General features: G+C 72.6%; 11 protein-coding genes. 6 read left to right on the top strand and 5 right to left on the bottom strand.

Translation table 11 applies throughout. From position 1 onward, the window contains the following. Positions 1–112: 112 nt before the first annotated feature. Genes AC07EG_RS27775 through AC07EG_RS27765 form a run of 3 tightly spaced genes read right to left on the bottom strand, consistent with a single transcriptional unit; the run spans position 113 to position 3305 of the window. Positions 113–1606, bottom strand: a complete 1494-nt coding sequence (locus AC07EG_RS27775; RefSeq protein WP_478256134.1) for a precorrin-2 C(20)-methyltransferase — start codon at positions 1604–1606, stop codon at positions 113–115. Continuing rightward, positions 1603–2226 (bottom strand): precorrin-8X methylmutase, encoded by a 624-nt coding sequence (locus AC07EG_RS27770; RefSeq protein ID WP_478256133.1) that lies wholly within the window; start codon positions 2224–2226, stop codon positions 1603–1605. The genes AC07EG_RS27775 and AC07EG_RS27770 overlap by 4 nt, the downstream gene beginning before the upstream one ends. Further along, positions 2223–3305 carry a precorrin-3B synthase gene (locus AC07EG_RS27765; RefSeq protein WP_478256132.1) on the bottom strand — a complete coding sequence of 361 codons (1083 nt, stop codon included), beginning with the start codon at positions 3303–3305 and terminating at the stop codon, positions 2223–2225. The genes AC07EG_RS27770 and AC07EG_RS27765 overlap by 4 nt, the downstream gene beginning before the upstream one ends. A 156-nt stretch (positions 3306–3461) precedes the next feature. Between AC07EG_RS27765 and AC07EG_RS27760 the strand changes: the two genes are divergently transcribed. The 4 genes from AC07EG_RS27760 (at position 3462) to cobN (ending at position 9092) form a co-directional block, all read left to right on the top strand. Beyond that, on the top strand, positions 3462–4346 hold the full coding sequence (locus tag AC07EG_RS27760; RefSeq protein ID WP_478256155.1) for an ABC transporter ATP-binding protein: 885 nt from the start codon (positions 3462–3464) through the stop codon (positions 4344–4346). Further along, positions 4343–5197 carry an ABC transporter permease gene (locus tag AC07EG_RS27755; RefSeq protein WP_478256131.1) on the top strand — a complete coding sequence of 285 codons (855 nt, stop codon included), beginning with the start codon at positions 4343–4345 and terminating at the stop codon, positions 5195–5197. The genes AC07EG_RS27760 and AC07EG_RS27755 overlap by 4 nt, the downstream gene beginning before the upstream one ends. Positions 5198–5210: 13 nt before the next feature. After that, the gene (locus AC07EG_RS27750) at positions 5211–5450 is read left to right on the top strand and encodes a helix-turn-helix transcriptional regulator (protein WP_153034440.1); all 240 of its coding nucleotides are present in this window, start codon (positions 5211–5213) and stop codon (positions 5448–5450) included. Between the two features lie 72 nt (positions 5451–5522). Beyond that, positions 5523–9092: a cobaltochelatase subunit CobN gene (cobN, locus tag AC07EG_RS27745; protein WP_478256130.1), complete on the top strand. Its 3570-nt coding sequence runs from the start codon at positions 5523–5525 to the stop codon at positions 9090–9092. 722 nt (positions 9093–9814) lie between these two features. On the opposite strand, the gene AC07EG_RS27740 is transcribed toward cobN, so the two are convergent. Beyond that, positions 9815–10576 carry a S1 family peptidase gene (locus AC07EG_RS27740; RefSeq protein ID WP_478256129.1) on the bottom strand — a complete coding sequence of 254 codons (762 nt, stop codon included), beginning with the start codon at positions 10574–10576 and terminating at the stop codon, positions 9815–9817. A 94-nt stretch (positions 10577–10670) separates the two neighbouring features. Continuing rightward, positions 10671–11147 (bottom strand): pyridoxamine 5'-phosphate oxidase family protein, encoded by a 477-nt coding sequence (locus AC07EG_RS27735; RefSeq protein ID WP_478256128.1) that lies wholly within the window; start codon positions 11145–11147, stop codon positions 10671–10673. 19 nt (positions 11148–11166) lie between these two features. Between AC07EG_RS27735 and AC07EG_RS27730 the strand changes: the two genes are divergently transcribed. Next, a complete protein-coding gene (locus AC07EG_RS27730) occupies positions 11167–11652 on the top strand; it encodes a MarR family winged helix-turn-helix transcriptional regulator (RefSeq protein WP_478256127.1) in 486 nt (161 codons plus the stop codon). Between the two features lie 146 nt (positions 11653–11798). Then, positions 11799–14249, top strand: a complete 2451-nt coding sequence (locus tag AC07EG_RS27725; protein ID WP_478256126.1) for a M14 family zinc carboxypeptidase — start codon at positions 11799–11801, stop codon at positions 14247–14249. Positions 14250–14261 lie beyond the last annotated feature (12 nt).

Raw genomic sequence — 14261 nt, 5'->3', positions numbered from 1 at the left:
GTGGCTGGCGGAACCCGGGCGCGGAGCCGCACCCGGGTTCCGCCAACACCGCGGCGACGACAGCGACACCGGCCGGAAACGCGCTCCGCCTGGAGCTGGTAACCCCGCGCCCTCAGTAGGTGCGCGGGGTCCAGACCGTGCCGTCAGCGCCCGCTTTCGTGCGGGAGGAGCCGACGATGAGCAGGCACCGCATGTCCACTTCACCGGGGTCGAGGGTGGCCAGGGTGACCACCCGCACCGATTCCTCCGGGCCACCGACGTCGCGGGCCACCACGGCCGGGGTGTCCGGGGACCGGTGGCGCAGCAGCACCGACACCGCGGCGGCCAGCTGGGTGGTGCGGGTGCGGGACGCGGGGTTGTAGATGGCGAGCACCAGGTCGGCCGCGCCCACCGCGTCCAGCCGTCGTTCGATGATCTCCCACGGCTTCAGCCGGTCCGAGAGGGAGAGCACGCAGTAGTCGTGGCCGAGCGGGGCGCCGACCCGGGCGGCGGCGGCCTGCGCGGCGGTCACGCCCGGCACCACCCGGACGGTCAGCGCGGCGAACCGCGGGTCCTCGGCCTGCTCCAGCACCGCCGACGCCATCGCGAACACGCCGGGGTCACCCGAGGAGACCACGGCGACCCGCTCGCCGGACAACGCCAGTTCCAGCGCCTCGACCGCGCGCTCGGCCTCCACCCGGTTGCCCGAGCTGTGCCGCCGCTGCCCGGCGCGCTGCGGCACCCTGGCCAGGTACGGGCCGTAGCCCACCAGGTGGTCGGCGGCGGCCAGCTCGGCGGCGGCTTCGGGGGTCAGCCAGTCCGGGCCGGCGGGCCCCAGGCCGACCACCACGACAGCCCCCTCGGACGGCGCGCCGGCCACGGGTTCCGGTGCGGGCCGCGTGCGGGCGGCGTAGGCCGGGCTGGGCAGCAGGGCCAGCGAGAAGTACGGCACCGAGTCCGGGTCGACCTCGGCCAGCCGTTCGACCCGCTGGGTGCCCCAGGTCGCGCGTTCGACGTACCAGGCGTCGTCGAGCTTGCCCGCCTCGGCGAACGCGTCGCGCACGGTGGTGAAGGTGCGGCCGAGCTTGAGCACCGCCGCCGCGTCCGCGTCGGCCAGTTCCATCGCCAGCTGCGGGCCGGGCAGCGTGCCCGGCAGCACGGTCAGCACCTCCTCCTTCTGCACCAGCGGCAGCCCCAGCACCGCCGCCGCGCCGCTGACCGAGGTCACCCCGGGCACCACGTGCGCCTCGTACCGGTCGGCGAGGCGTTCGTGCATGTACATGTAGGAGCCGTAGAAGAACGGGTCGCCCTCGCACAGCACGACCACCGACCGCCCGGCGTCGAGGTGCCCGGCCAGGCGCTTGGCGCTCAGCTCGTAGAACTCGGCGATGGCGCCGTCGTAACCGCCGGGGTGGTCGGTGGTCTCGGTGGTCACCGGGTAGACCAGCGCCTCCTCCAGCTGGCCTTCCCGCAGGTACGGCTCGGCGACCGAGCGGGCGATGCTGCGCCCGTGCCGCGCGCTGTGGTAGGCGATCACGTCGGCTTCGGCGATCAGCCGGGCCGCCTTGACGGTCACCAGTTCCGGGTCGCCGGGGCCGAGACCGACCCCGTACAGCACGCCGCTCATTCGGCTTCACTCGCGATCGCGTTCACCGCGGCCACGGCCAGCGCGCTGCCGCCCCGCCGCCCGCGGACCAGCAGGTACGGCGCGGGAGCCCGCTCGGCCAGCGCCTCCTTCGACTCCACCGCGCCGACGAAACCCACCGGCACGCCGATGATCGCGGCCGGCGCGCCGACGCCCTCGTCGAGCAGTTCGAGCAGCCGGAACAACGCGGTCGGCGCGTTGCCGATGGCCACCACCGAACCGGGCAGCTTGTCGCGCCACAGCTCCAGCGCGGCGGCCGAGCGGGTGGTGCCCATCCGCTCGGCCAGCGCGGGCACGGCCGGGTCGGACAGCGTGCACAGCACCTCGTTCGCCGCGGGCAGGCGCTTGCGGGTGATGCCGCTGGCGATCATGTTCGCGTCGCAGAGCACCGGGGCGCCCGCCTCGAGCGCGGCCCGGCCGGACTCCACCAGGTCGAGCGTGTAACCGAGGTCCTCGACCAGGTCGACCATGCCGCAGGCGTGGATCATCCGCACCGCCACCGGCGCCAGGTCCCCCGGCAGCACGGCCAGGTCGGCCTCGGCCCGGATGGTGGCGAAGGAGTGGCGGTAGATCTCCGCCCCGTCCCGGATGTAGTCGATCACACGCGTCCTTCCAGCCACTCGTCCGCCGACGAGAACTCCTGCCCGTCCACCGAGTAACCACCGGGGGTGGCCACCAGGTCGACATGATCGCCCCGGGGTCTACCACAGCGGCGCTCGCACCCCGAGAAATGTGCGCGGAGACTCACCGGCAGCGCGGCGGCGACGCGGGCGGCGTCGGCCCGGACGTCGGCGTTCGACTTGGCGCAGCCGGGTGAGCCGATGCACGCGCTCAACGCCACGCCGGGGGACGCCGGGTCGGCGAAGAAACCGGCTTCGGCGAGTTCGGGGTGCGGCGAGGGCAGCACGATCGACCGCCACGGCGTGACCACCACCCCCGGCGCCAGCGCGGCCAGGGCCCGGGCCTGGGCCCCGGACAGGCAGCCGAACCAGGGCGCGACCACGCGGCCGTCCACCGCGGGCGGCGCCGACCGCGGTGGTTCGACCGGCCGCACCACCGTCCCCAGCGGACGGACCGCGTCGACGACCCGGGCCCGCGCCGGTTCGGCTTCCCGCAGCCGCCACGCCTGGCCGCGAGCGGCCAGGAACGCCAGCGCCGCGGTGACCAGCGCTTCGACGGCCCGCGCACGCGGCACGCGCACGCCGGTGTCCGCGCCGTCGATCAGGAAGGCACCGTCGCACCAGGTGACGTCGGCGCGTTCACCGGCCACGTCCCCGCGCCCGCTGTCGACGGCGAACAGGAAGCGGCCCGGCAGCCCGGCCAGCGCCGGTTCGGCGCAGACGGCCCGGTCCAGCGCGGCGACCAGGTCGTCGACCTCGGGCACCGGCGACGCGAGGTAGTTGCGGACCCGTTCGTGACCGGGTCGCGGCAGCAACCCGGCCGCCGCCAGCCGCCGCGCCAGCCGCGGGTCGTCGCGGTCCAGGCCGCGCAGTTGCAGGTTGCCCCGCGAGGTCAGGTGGAGTTCGCCGTCGCCGAGGTCCTCCGCGCACGACGCCAGCTCCCGCAGTTGCGCGGCGGTGACCCGGCCGCCGGGCAGGCGCACCCGCGCCAGCGCCCCGTCCGCCGCGTCGTGGGTGGCGAACACCCCGGGGCAGGCATCGGGACGCTGACGAATCTCCACGATCGCCACCCTAAGCTATGTAGTACATGTACTATCATCCGCATGAGACATCGGATGGGGTGGTGAAGGTCTATGACGAGGGTGGGTGAGCCGATCACCCGGGCGCCCGGACCGGGCAGCACCGGGGACGCCGTGCTCGAAGTCCGCGGCCTGCGGATGCGGTACGGCAGCAACGACGTGCTCAAGGGGGTCGACTTCACCGCGCGCCGGGGTGAAGTGGTGGCGCTGCTGGGGCCGAACGGCGCGGGCAAAACGACGACCATCGAGATCCTGGAGGGCTTCCGGATGCGTTCCGGCGGCTCAGTGACCGTGCTGGACGAGGACCCGGCACACGGCGGCGAAGCCTGGCGCGCCCGGCTCGGCGTGGTGCTGCAGTCGTGGCGGGACCACGGCCGCTTCCGCGTCCGCGACCTGCTGGCCCACCTGGGCCGCTACTACGCGCCGTTCGGCACCGAGCAGATCAGCCGGCCGTGGGACACCGACGAGCTGATCGAGACCGTCGGGCTGGCCGAGCACGCGAACAAGCGGGTGAGCAGGCTCTCCGGTGGGCAGCGGCGGCGGCTGGACGTGGCGATCGGCATCGTCGGCAAACCGGAGCTGCTGTTCCTCGACGAGCCGACCGCCGGGTTCGACCCGGAGGCCCGCCGGGAGTTCCACGACCTGGTGCACCGGCTCGCCGACGACGAGCGGACCACCATCCTGCTCACCACGCACGACCTGGACGAGGCGGAGAAGCTGGCCGACCGCATCCTGATCCTGGCCGGGGGCCGGATCATCGCCGACGGCTCGGCCGACGAGCTGTCCCGGCGGATCAGCGGGGAGGCGGAGATCCGCTGGACCCGCGACGGGCAGCGGTTCGTGCACCTGACCACCGAGTCGACCAAGTTCGTGCACGAGCTGTTCAAGCAGTACGGCGACGGGATCGGCGACCTGGAGGTGCGCCGGGCGTCGCTGGAGGAGACCTACATGACCCTGGTGCACCAGGCCGAATCCGGGCAGGTCACCGCAGCCGTCCGCGAGTTCACGGGAGAACCGGCATGAACCCGATCAGCAACGCCGTCCGGGCCGGTCTGGCCAGGGGCCGCCTCGAACTGCGCAACACGCTGACCACCGGCGAGGACCTGGCGGGCACGCTCATCCCGATGCTCATCCTGCTGCTGGTGATGATCTTCATGCGCGGCGCCACCGTGCCCGGCACCGACTTCTCCCTCGGCAGCGCCGCGGTGCCCGGCGTGCTCGGCATGCAGGTGGTCTTCGGCGGCATGATCGGCGTGGCCGGGCAGCTGATGGTCGACCGCGAGGACGGCACGCTGCTGCGCGCGAAGGCCACCCCGCACGGCATGGTCGGTTACCTGATCGGCAAGATCACCATGCTCTCGGCCACCGTGGTGGTCAGCCTGCTGATGATCCTGGTGCCCGCGTTGTTCCTGTTCGACGGGCTGTTCTCCGGGGGTGCCGCGGCCTGGCTCGGCTTCGTCGCGGTGCTGGTGCTCGGCATGGTCGCCACCATGCCGCTGGGCGCGGCGATCGGCTCGCTCACCGCCAACCCGCGCAACATGGCCCTGGTGATGCTGCCGTTCATGGGGCTGGCGGCGATCTCCGGCATCTTCTACCCGATCACCGCGCTGCCCGAGTGGGTGCAGTGGGTCGCACAGGTGTTCCCGATGTACTGGCTCGGCCTCGGCATGCGCGCGGCGCTGCTGCCGGACGCGCTGGTGGTCACCGAGATCGGCCAGTCGTGGCGGTACCTGGAGACCGCGGGGGTGCTCGGGGTGTGGGCGGTGGCCGGACTCGTGCTGGCCCCGGTGCTGTTGCGTAGGATGGCCCGCCGTGAGTCGGGTTCGGCGGTGGCGGCCCGGCGGGAACGGGCGATGCAGCGGGTGGGGACGTGAACGGTGACCTCGGATGAGTGAGGCGATCTACAACCGGATCGCCGTGCTCCGGGCCGAGCGCGGCATCTCGCGGCGGCAGCTGTCCGAGGCGCTGGGCGTGCACTACCAGACCATCGGTTACCTGGAGCGCGGCGAGTACAGCCCGAGCCTGTACCTGGCGCTGAAGATCGCGGAGTACTTCGAGGTGGCGGTCGAGGTGATCTTCTCGACCGCCCCGTTCCCCCGCATCGGTGACTCGGAGCGCTCGGCCTAGATCACCTTGACGCGGCCGGGCACGGCCCCGGAGAGTGAGGGTCGGCCCACACCTTGGAGGCGGTTCCGCGTCATGATCCTGCTGCTGTCCACTTCGGACACCGATCTGCTCAGCGCCCGCGCGGCCGGGGCGGACTACCGCCTGGCCAACCCGGCCCGGCTCGACCTCGCCGAACTGCCCGCCCTGCTCGACGGCGTGCCGGTGGTCGTGGTCCGCATCCTCGGCAACGAGCGGACCTGGCCGGACGGGCTGGCCGCGGTCCGCGCCAGCGGGGCGCACGTGGTGGTGCTCGGCGGCGAGCAGGCCCCCGACGCCGAGCTGATGCGGTTGTCCACCGTGCCCGCCGGGATCGCCGCCGAGGCGCACGCCTACCTCGCGCAGGGCGGCCCGGCGAACCTGGCGCAGCTGCACCGCTTCCTGTCCGACACGCTGCTGCTCACCGGCCACGGCTTCGAGCCACCGGTGGAGCAGCCGGCCTGGGGGGTGCTGGAGCGCGAGCCGAGCACCACCGAGGGGCCCGTGGTGGCGATCCTGTACTACCGGGCGCACCAGCTCAGCGGGAACACCGCGTTCGTGCACGCGCTGGCCGACGCGGTCGAGGACGCGGGCGGGCGGGCGCTGCCGGTCTACTGCGCCACCCTGCGCGCCCGCGACCCGGAGATGATGGCGGAACTGGCCAGGGCCGACGCGCTGCTGGTCACCGTGCTGGCCGCGGGTGGCACCAAGCCGGCCGAAGCGGGCGCGGGCGGGGACGACGAAGCCTGGGACGTGGCCGAGTTCGCCGCGCTGGACATCCCGATCCTGCAGGCGCTGTGCCTGACCAACGACCACGAGACCTGGTCGGGCAACGACGAGGGGCTCTCCCCGATCGACGCGGCGTCGCAGGTGGCGGTGCCGGAGTTCGACGGCAGGCTGATCACCGTGCCGTTCTCGTTCAAGGAGACCGACAGCGACGGCCTGCCGCGTTACGTGCCCGACGCCGAACGCGCGTCGCGGGTGGCGAAGATCGCGCTGGGGCACGCGCGCCTGCGGCACACCCCGCCCGCCGAGCGCCGGATCGCGCTGGTGCTCTCGGCGTACCCGACCAAGCACTCGCGGGTCGGCAACGCGGTCGGCCTGGACACCCCGGCCAGTGCGGTCAAGCTGCTGCGGGCCATGCGTGCGCAGGGCTACGACCTCGGCGACGGGCTGCCCGGCGTGGACGAGGGCGACGGCGACGCGCTGATCCACGCGCTCATCGAAGCCGGTGGCCAGGACCCGGAGTGGCTGACGCAGGAGCAGCTGTCCGGCAACCCGATCCGGGTGCCCGCGGCGCGTTACCGCGAGTGGTTCGAGGCCCTGCCCGAGGACCTGCGCGCGGCCATGACCGAGCACTGGGGCCCGCCGCCGGGCGAGCTGTACGTCGACGGCGGTGACATCGTGCTGGCGTCGATCCAGGCGGGCAACGTGCTGCTGATGATCCAGCCGCCACGCGGGTTCGGTGAGAACCCGGTGGCCATCTACCACAACCCGGACCTGCCGCCGAGCCACCACTACCTGGCCGCCTACCGCTGGCTGGAGCAGGACTTCGGCGCGCACGCGGCGGTGCACCTCGGCAAGCACGGTTCGCTGGAGTGGCTGCCGGGCAAGACGGCGGGGCTGAGCGCGTCGTGCGCCCCGGACGCGGTGCTGGGCAGCCTGCCGCTGATCTACCCGTTCCTGATCAACGACCCCGGTGAGGGCGCGCAGGCCAAGCGCCGGGCGCACGCCACCATCGTCGACCACCTGGTGCCGCCGATGGCCCGCGCGGAGAGCTACGGCGACATGGCGCGGCTGGAGCAGCTGCTCGACGAGCACGCCAACATCGCCGCGATGGACCCGGCGAAGCTGCCCGCGATCCGCGCGCAGATCTGGACGCTGATCCAGGCGGCCAAGCTCGACCACGACCTCGGCGTGGACGAACGCCCGCACGACGCGGAGTTCGACGACTTCCTGCTGCACATCGACGGCTGGCTGTGCGAGGTCAAGGACGCGCAGATCCGCGACGGCCTGCACATCCTCGGTGAAGCACCGGAGGGCGAGGCCAGGGTGAACCTGGTGCTGGCCATGCTGCGAGCGCAGCAGATCTTCGGCGGACGGCAAGGTGCCGTACCCGGGCTGCGTTCGGCGTTGGGGCTCAAGGAGAACAGCGACGCGCCGACGTCCGAAGTGGACGCCATCGAAGCCACCGCCCGCAAGCTGGTGGAAGCCATGGAGCAGCGCGGCTGGGCCCCGGACGCGGTCGGCGCGGTGTGCACCGAGGTGCTCGGTGCCCCGGACGAGACCGTCCACAAGGTACTGTCCTTCGCCGCCGACGAGGTCGTGCCGCGGCTGGCCGGGACCACCGCGGAGATCGACGCGGTGCTGCACGCGCTCGACGGCGGTTACGTCGCCGCCGGGCCGAGCGGTTCACCGCTGCGCGGGCTGGTCAACGTGCTGCCCACCGGCCGCAACTTCTACACCGTGGACCCGAAGGCCATTCCGAGCAGGCTGGCCTGGGAGACCGGGCAGGCGCTGGCGGATTCGCTGCTGCGGCGCTACCGCGAGGAAACCGGCGAGTGGCCGCCGTCGGTCGGGCTGTCGGTGTGGGGCACCGCGGCCATGCGCACCTCGGGCGACGACGCCGCGGAGGTGCTGGCGCTGCTGGGCGTGCAGCCGGTGTGGGACGAGGCTTCCCGCCGGGTCACCGGCATCGAGGCGATCCCGCTGGCGGAACTGGGCCGCCCGCGCATCGACGTCACGGTCCGGATCAGCGGCTTCTTCCGCGACGCCTTCCCGCACGTGATCGAGTTGCTCGACGACGCCGTCCGCCTGGTGGCCGGGCTGGACGAGCCGGAGTCGGAGAACTTCGTCCGGGCGCACGCGCAGGCGGACCTGGCCGACCACGGCGACGAACGCCGGGCCACCACCCGCATCTTCGGCTCGAAGCCGGGTTCCTACGGCGCCGGGCTGCTCCCGCTGATGGACTCGGGCAACTGGCGCGACGACGCCGACCTGGCCGAGGTCTACGCGGTGTGGGGCGGCTACGCCTACGGCCGCGACCTCGACGGCGCCCCGGCCCGCCCGGACATGGAAACCGCCTACCGGCGGATCACCGTGGCGGCGAAGAACACCGACACCCGCGAACACGACATCGCCGACTCCGACGACTACTTCCAGTACCACGGCGGCATGATCGCCACCGTGCGCGCGCTGACCGGGAAGGCGCCGGTGTCCTACGTGGGCGACAGCACCACTCCGGACGCGGTGCGCACCAGGACGCTCGGCGAGGAGACCGCACGGGTGTTCCGGGCGCGGGTGGTGAACCCGCGCTGGCTGAGCGCGATGCGACGGCACGGTTACAAGGGTGCGTTCGAACTCGCGGCCACCGTGGACTACCTGTTCGGCTTCGACGCCACCGCCGGGGTGGTGCAGGACTGGATGTACGAAAAGCTCTCCGAGTCGTACGTGCTGGACCAGGAGAACCAGGAGTTCCTGCGGCAGTCGAACCCGTGGGCCCTGCGCGGCATCGTCGAACGACTGACCGAGGCCGCCGACCGGGGCCTGTGGGCCGATCCCGACCCGGACCTGCTGGCCCGCATGCGCCAGGTCTACCTCGACCTGGAAGGCGACCTGGAGGAGTAGCCGGAACGCCGGGGGTGGGCAACAACCGCCACCCGGAGGCGCCCCAGAACGGAGCGCTCCCGGAGCCACCCACACCGGCGAGCACCAGCCCCCGCCACCCGGAGCCCCTGGCTACCCACCGGCGGGGGCTCAACCAACCACCACCCGAGCCCCCACACCGGCGAGCACCCAACCCCGCCACCCGAAGCCCCTCGCTACCACCGGCGAGGGCTCAACCAACCACCACCCGAGCCCCCACACCGACGAGCACCCAACCCCGCCAAGCGAACCCGGGCTACCCACCGGCGGTCGCGCTGCCCAACTGCCACCCGCCACCGACCGGAGCCCCAGTTCCCGCCAACCGGAAACCCCGGCCACCCACCGACAGGCGCACAACCAACCGCCACCCGGCAACCGACCCGAAGCCCCCAACTCGCGCCGACCGCCACCCAGGCACGCACACCAGCAAACCCAGCTCCACCAACCGCTACCCCGGGCACCCGCCCCGAAACGCAAGGAGCGGGGCGCCAACCGCTACCAGAACACCCACCCCGAAACGCAAGAGGTGGGGCACCGACCGCCACCCGGGGCACCCACCCCAGCACCACCCAGCCCCCCCACCCCGCCCCGGTCCACCGCCAGAAACACGGCGAAGACCTCGATGTCAGGGCATCCTTCCCGCCTTGACATCGAGGTCTTCGCCGCAGTCACACCGGAAAACCCGGGGTGGACTCCCCGGCACATCACCCCGCCTGTTCCAGCCACTCCCGGTAGACCGTCACATCCGTCCAAACCCCCAGCCCGCTGGCGCACCTGGGATCCGCGTCCCCGTCCCGGCTGGTGGCGCCGATCAGCTCCCACTCCCCCGGCCCGCCCTTGATCTGCGGGCCACCCGAATCCCCGTAGCAGCCCATCGCTTCCGGCGTGTCGCTGCCGGTGCAGATCTCCTCGCCCACCGCGAAGTTGGTGCAGTCCGCGGGCGGCAGGACCTTGGTGTCGAGTTCCTGCAGCACCTCCGGCGCACCGCAGTCCTCCTCGGCGCAGTGCTCGCCCCAGCCGAGGATCCGGGTCGCCGTGCCCGCGGCCCCGGCCGCGGCGGCGATCCCGATCGGCTGCTCGGGAACCGCCCGGTCCAGCTTCAGCAGCGCGATGTCCCCGCCCGGCGGGTTCAGCCCGGCGTAGTCCGGGTGCACGACGATCTCGCTCACCCCGGTCTCGGTGCCGCCGCTGTTGTGCTGCCGCGCCCCGACCCTGGTGGTCACCTGCTCCGGTTCGGCGCCCTGCACGCAGTGCGCCGCGGTCACCACCCGGTCCGCGGCGATGAGCGAGCCACCGCAGAAGTGCTTCCCCCCGTTCTGCAGCGAAACCATGAACGGATAGGGCTCGGTGGCGTCGTGCCCGCCGATGACGAACGGCGTCGGCCCACCGGCCGCCGCCGTTCCCGGCACCAGTACCGCTCCCGCGGCGGCCAGCCCGGCCACCAGCGCACCTGTTCTGCGAAGCATTGGCGAAATCTCCCCGTGGACGACGATTTGCTGACCAGCGCCACACTATGGGGTGACTCTCACCACTCGGAACGGCCCATCGGCCGGTCCGGGCTCAGCCGGATGGCCGACCCGCCCGCCGCCAGCCGTGCTCGGCGGTGCGCAGCCGCCACGGCCGCAGCCGCAGCACGGTGAACCGCTCGTCCAGCGGGTCGTCCACCCCCAGTATTCGCAGGTCGAAGCCCAGCGGCGGGTCGGCGGCGCCGAACAGCTCCCAGACGTGACGCCGGCACTCCGACGACTCCGCGTACTCCGCTTCGCACTCGGCGACCGCGATTTCGTGCCGTGGATCCCAGTACGAGCACGACACGTACGGCGTGCGCGCCAGGTGCGCGCGCTTCAGCGGGGTCGGCCGGGTGGTCACCCAGCCGGTGAGCGCGTCACCGTCCCGCTCCCAGTACGGGTGCACCACCCGTGACCGCGGGCGGCCGAGCCGGTCGACGGTGGCCATCGAGCACCAGACCACCCGGTGGGCCACGCGCACGAACTCGTCCGCGACCGCCACCGGGACCACCGCCGATTGCACAACCATGGTTGTGTACTTTAGCCGGATGAGCGAGCCACCGGTAGACCCCGCCCGCACCGAGCTGTCGCTGATCGCCCTGTTCGCCGGCTGGGCGATGACCGGCGAAGTGCAGCGGCGGATGAGCCAGGAGGGCTTCGGCGAGTTGCGGTTCAACGACGGGTTCGTGGTGCAGCACGTGCTCACCGGGCCGCTGACGGTGTCCGCCCTCGCCGAGCGCATGGGCGTGACGCAGCAGGCGGCCTCGAAGGCGGCCGCCGAGCTGGTCCGCCGGGGGGTGCTCACCCGGACACCCGCGCCGGGCGACGGCCGGGCGCGCCTGCTCGAACTGACCGCGTTCGGCCGCCGCGCCGTCGAATCCGCGCGAGCGCACCGGGCCGCGCTGGAGTCCGAACTGGAGGCCGGATGGGGTGCCACCAGGGTCGAGGACGCCCGCGCGCTGCTGGCGGGCATCCTCGACCGCCTCGGCGGCACCGACGCGGTTCGCCTGCGCCGCGTTCGTCCGCTGGACTGAACCGACTTTCGGCCCATCGCCTAACCACCGCCGACCGTCTACAGTCCTCATCCGGTGTACCGGCGGGACGAATCCCCTGCGGGACAACGACTTTCTGGGAGGGCCGGACAGTGGGCAATTCACCGGGACGAAGAAGACTCCGCAGGGTGGCGACAGCAGCCGCGCTCGCCGCGGCGCTCGCGGCCGGACTGGCTTCGGCGACCACGGCGACGGCGGCGGACAACGTGGTCCGAGCGGACAAACCGGTCAACCGGTCGTGCTTCGCCGCACCACTGCCGAAGAACGCGCCGGGCGCGGACCGCCGCGAAGTGACCGCTTCGGTCGACGGCCTGGTCCAGGCCCGCCTCTCGCCCTCGCGCGGCAGCGAAGGCGACTGGGACCTCGCGGTGTTCGACAAGGCCACCGGCAAGGTGGTCGCCGCCTCGGCGGGGCTGCGCACCCGTGAACTGGCCGAGAGCTTCGTCAAGCAGGGCCAGCAGCTCGTCGTGCAGGCGTGCCGCTACGCCGGTCCGGCCCGCAACGCCGTGCTCGGCGTGGACTTCCTGGCGCTGACCCCGCAGGGCGGCACCCCGGAGAAGGCCGAACTGGTCCGCGTGCACACCCCGGCCAAGCAGGACAAGGACCGGCTGCTGGACCTCGGCCTGGACGTGACCGAGAAGGCCGACGCCACCGGTGTCGAGGTGGTGCTGTCCGGTGCCGAGGACCGCGGCAAGCTGGCCGCCAGCGGCCTGCAGTCCACCGTGGTGATCGCGGACCTGTCGGCGAAGTCGGTGCAGAACGCCAAGACCGACGCCGAGTTCGCGGCCAAGGCGCCGCCGAGCGCGCTGCCGTCCGGGCGCACCGCCTACCGGCACCTCTACGACTACGAGTTCGAGGTGAAGGAGCTGGCCAGGAACAACCCGAACCTGGTGCGCGCGTTCACCCTGCCCGAAGCCACCGTCGAAGGCCGGGACGTGGTGGCCGCCGAGGTGGCCACCAACGTGACGAACCCGGCCGACGGCAAGCCGGTGAACTTCACCATGGGGGTGCACCACGCCCGCGAATGGCCGGCCGGTGAGCACGCCATGGAATGGCTGCACGACCTGGTCAAGGGTTACCGCACGAACAACCCCGAGCTGAAGGACCTGGTCGGCCGCACCCGCAACCTCGTGGTGCCGATCGTCAACCCCGACGGCTTCTCCATCTCCCGCGAAGCCGAGCCGCGCGGGGACTTCACCCTGTTCGACTACGAGATGAAGCGGAAGAACTGCAACGCCGCCGATTCCCCGCCGCAGTACGCGACCGGCGTGTGCAAGGCCAATCCGGCAGGCAGGCTGCGCGGCACCGACCCGAACCGCAACTACGCCGGGTTCTGGGGCGGCGCGGGCGCGGCAACGGCGTGGAGCGACGACACCTTCCGCGGCTCCGGCCCGTTCTCCGAGCCGGAGACCCGCAACATCCGCTCCATCGTGTCGACCCGCCAGGTGACCAACCTGATCACCCTGCACACCTACTCGAACCTGGTGCTGCGGGTGCCGGGCGTGGCCGACGTGCGCGCCCCGCTGGACGAGCCCGCCTACGCCGCGCTCGGCGCGAAGATGGCCTCCCGCAACGGTTACACCAACCAGCCGTCGTGGGCGCTCTACGACACCACGGGGTCCACCGAGGACTGGTCCTACTGGGCCACCGGTGGCTGGGGCTTCACCTTCGAGATCGGCCCGAACGAGTTCCACCCGCCGTTCGCCGACGGGGTGATCGCCGAGTACGCCGGGCTCGCCCCGGCAGCGGGAGCGGGCAAGGGCGGCAACCGGCAGGCGTTCATCGACATGCTGGCCAACGCGGCCGACCCGGCGGCGCACTCCACGCTGATCGGCTCGGCGCCGAAGGGTTACGAACTGAGGCTGCACAAGACCTTCCAGACGCCGACCTCGCCGGTGCAGAACCCGGACGGTTCGACCGGCGCGCCGATCTACGTGACCGACAAGCTGGATTCGCGGCTGACCGCCACCGGCGGCCGGTTCGCCTGGTCGGTCAACCCGTCCACCCGCCCGTACGTGGCCGGGCGGTACGGCCGCGACCCGCAGGGCCCGCCGCAGCCCGGGTACGCGCTGGCCAACCCGCCGGGGGTGCCGTCGGAGAACCAGGACTACCCGAACGACGACGTCAACGTGGAAAGCGTGCCGTTCCACGTCGACGGGCTGCCCGCGGTGGACAACGGCAGGCTGACCGTGGCCGCCGACTGGGCCAGCACGGCCACCGACTGGGACGTCTACGTGTTCGACTCGACCGGCAAGATGGTCACCTCCTCGGCGAACGGCGGCACGCGCCAGGAACGGGCCGTGCTGTTCGACCCGCCCGCCGGTGACTACCTGGCCGTCTTCGTCAACTACGACCAGGCCGATCCGGCCACGCCGGACGACTGGACCGCCAGGGTCGAGTTCGCCTCGCCGATCCCGACCACCTACGGGCCCAAGGAGGCGTACACGCTCACCTGCACCTCGCCGCGCGGCAAGGTCGTCGGGCTGACCGACGTGTTCGCCGATCGCGGGCAGACGGTGGACGTGGGTGAGGTCTGCACCCGCTCGGCCCGCGCCACCAAGGAACGCAACCGGGGCTGAGCCCCGGCGCCC

It is taken from the genome of Amycolatopsis sp. NPDC045836 (assembly GCF_056431745.1).
This window is presented reverse-complemented; position numbering and strand designations above follow the sequence as displayed.

Excerpts from the sequence above, each read along its gene's own strand:
- AC07EG_RS27775 (WP_478256134.1), bottom strand. The coding sequence starts at position 1,606 with ATGAGCGGCGTGCTGTACGGGGTCGGTCTCGGCCCCGGCGACCCGGAA.
- AC07EG_RS27760 (WP_478256155.1), top strand. The coding sequence starts at position 3,462 with ATGCGGTACGGCAGCAACGACGTGCTCAAGGGGGTCGACTTCACCGCG.
- AC07EG_RS27755 (WP_478256131.1), top strand. The coding sequence starts at position 4,343 with ATGAACCCGATCAGCAACGCCGTCCGGGCCGGTCTGGCCAGGGGCCGC.
- AC07EG_RS27750 (WP_153034440.1), top strand. The coding sequence starts at position 5,211 with ATGAGTGAGGCGATCTACAACCGGATCGCCGTGCTCCGGGCCGAGCGC.
- cobN (WP_478256130.1), top strand. The coding sequence starts at position 5,523 with ATGATCCTGCTGCTGTCCACTTCGGACACCGATCTGCTCAGCGCCCGC.
- AC07EG_RS27740 (WP_478256129.1), bottom strand. The coding sequence starts at position 10,576 with ATGCTTCGCAGAACAGGTGCGCTGGTGGCCGGGCTGGCCGCCGCGGGA.
- AC07EG_RS27735 (WP_478256128.1), bottom strand. The coding sequence starts at position 11,147 with ATGGTTGTGCAATCGGCGGTGGTCCCGGTGGCGGTCGCGGACGAGTTC.
- AC07EG_RS27730 (WP_478256127.1), top strand. The coding sequence starts at position 11,167 with ATGAGCGAGCCACCGGTAGACCCCGCCCGCACCGAGCTGTCGCTGATC.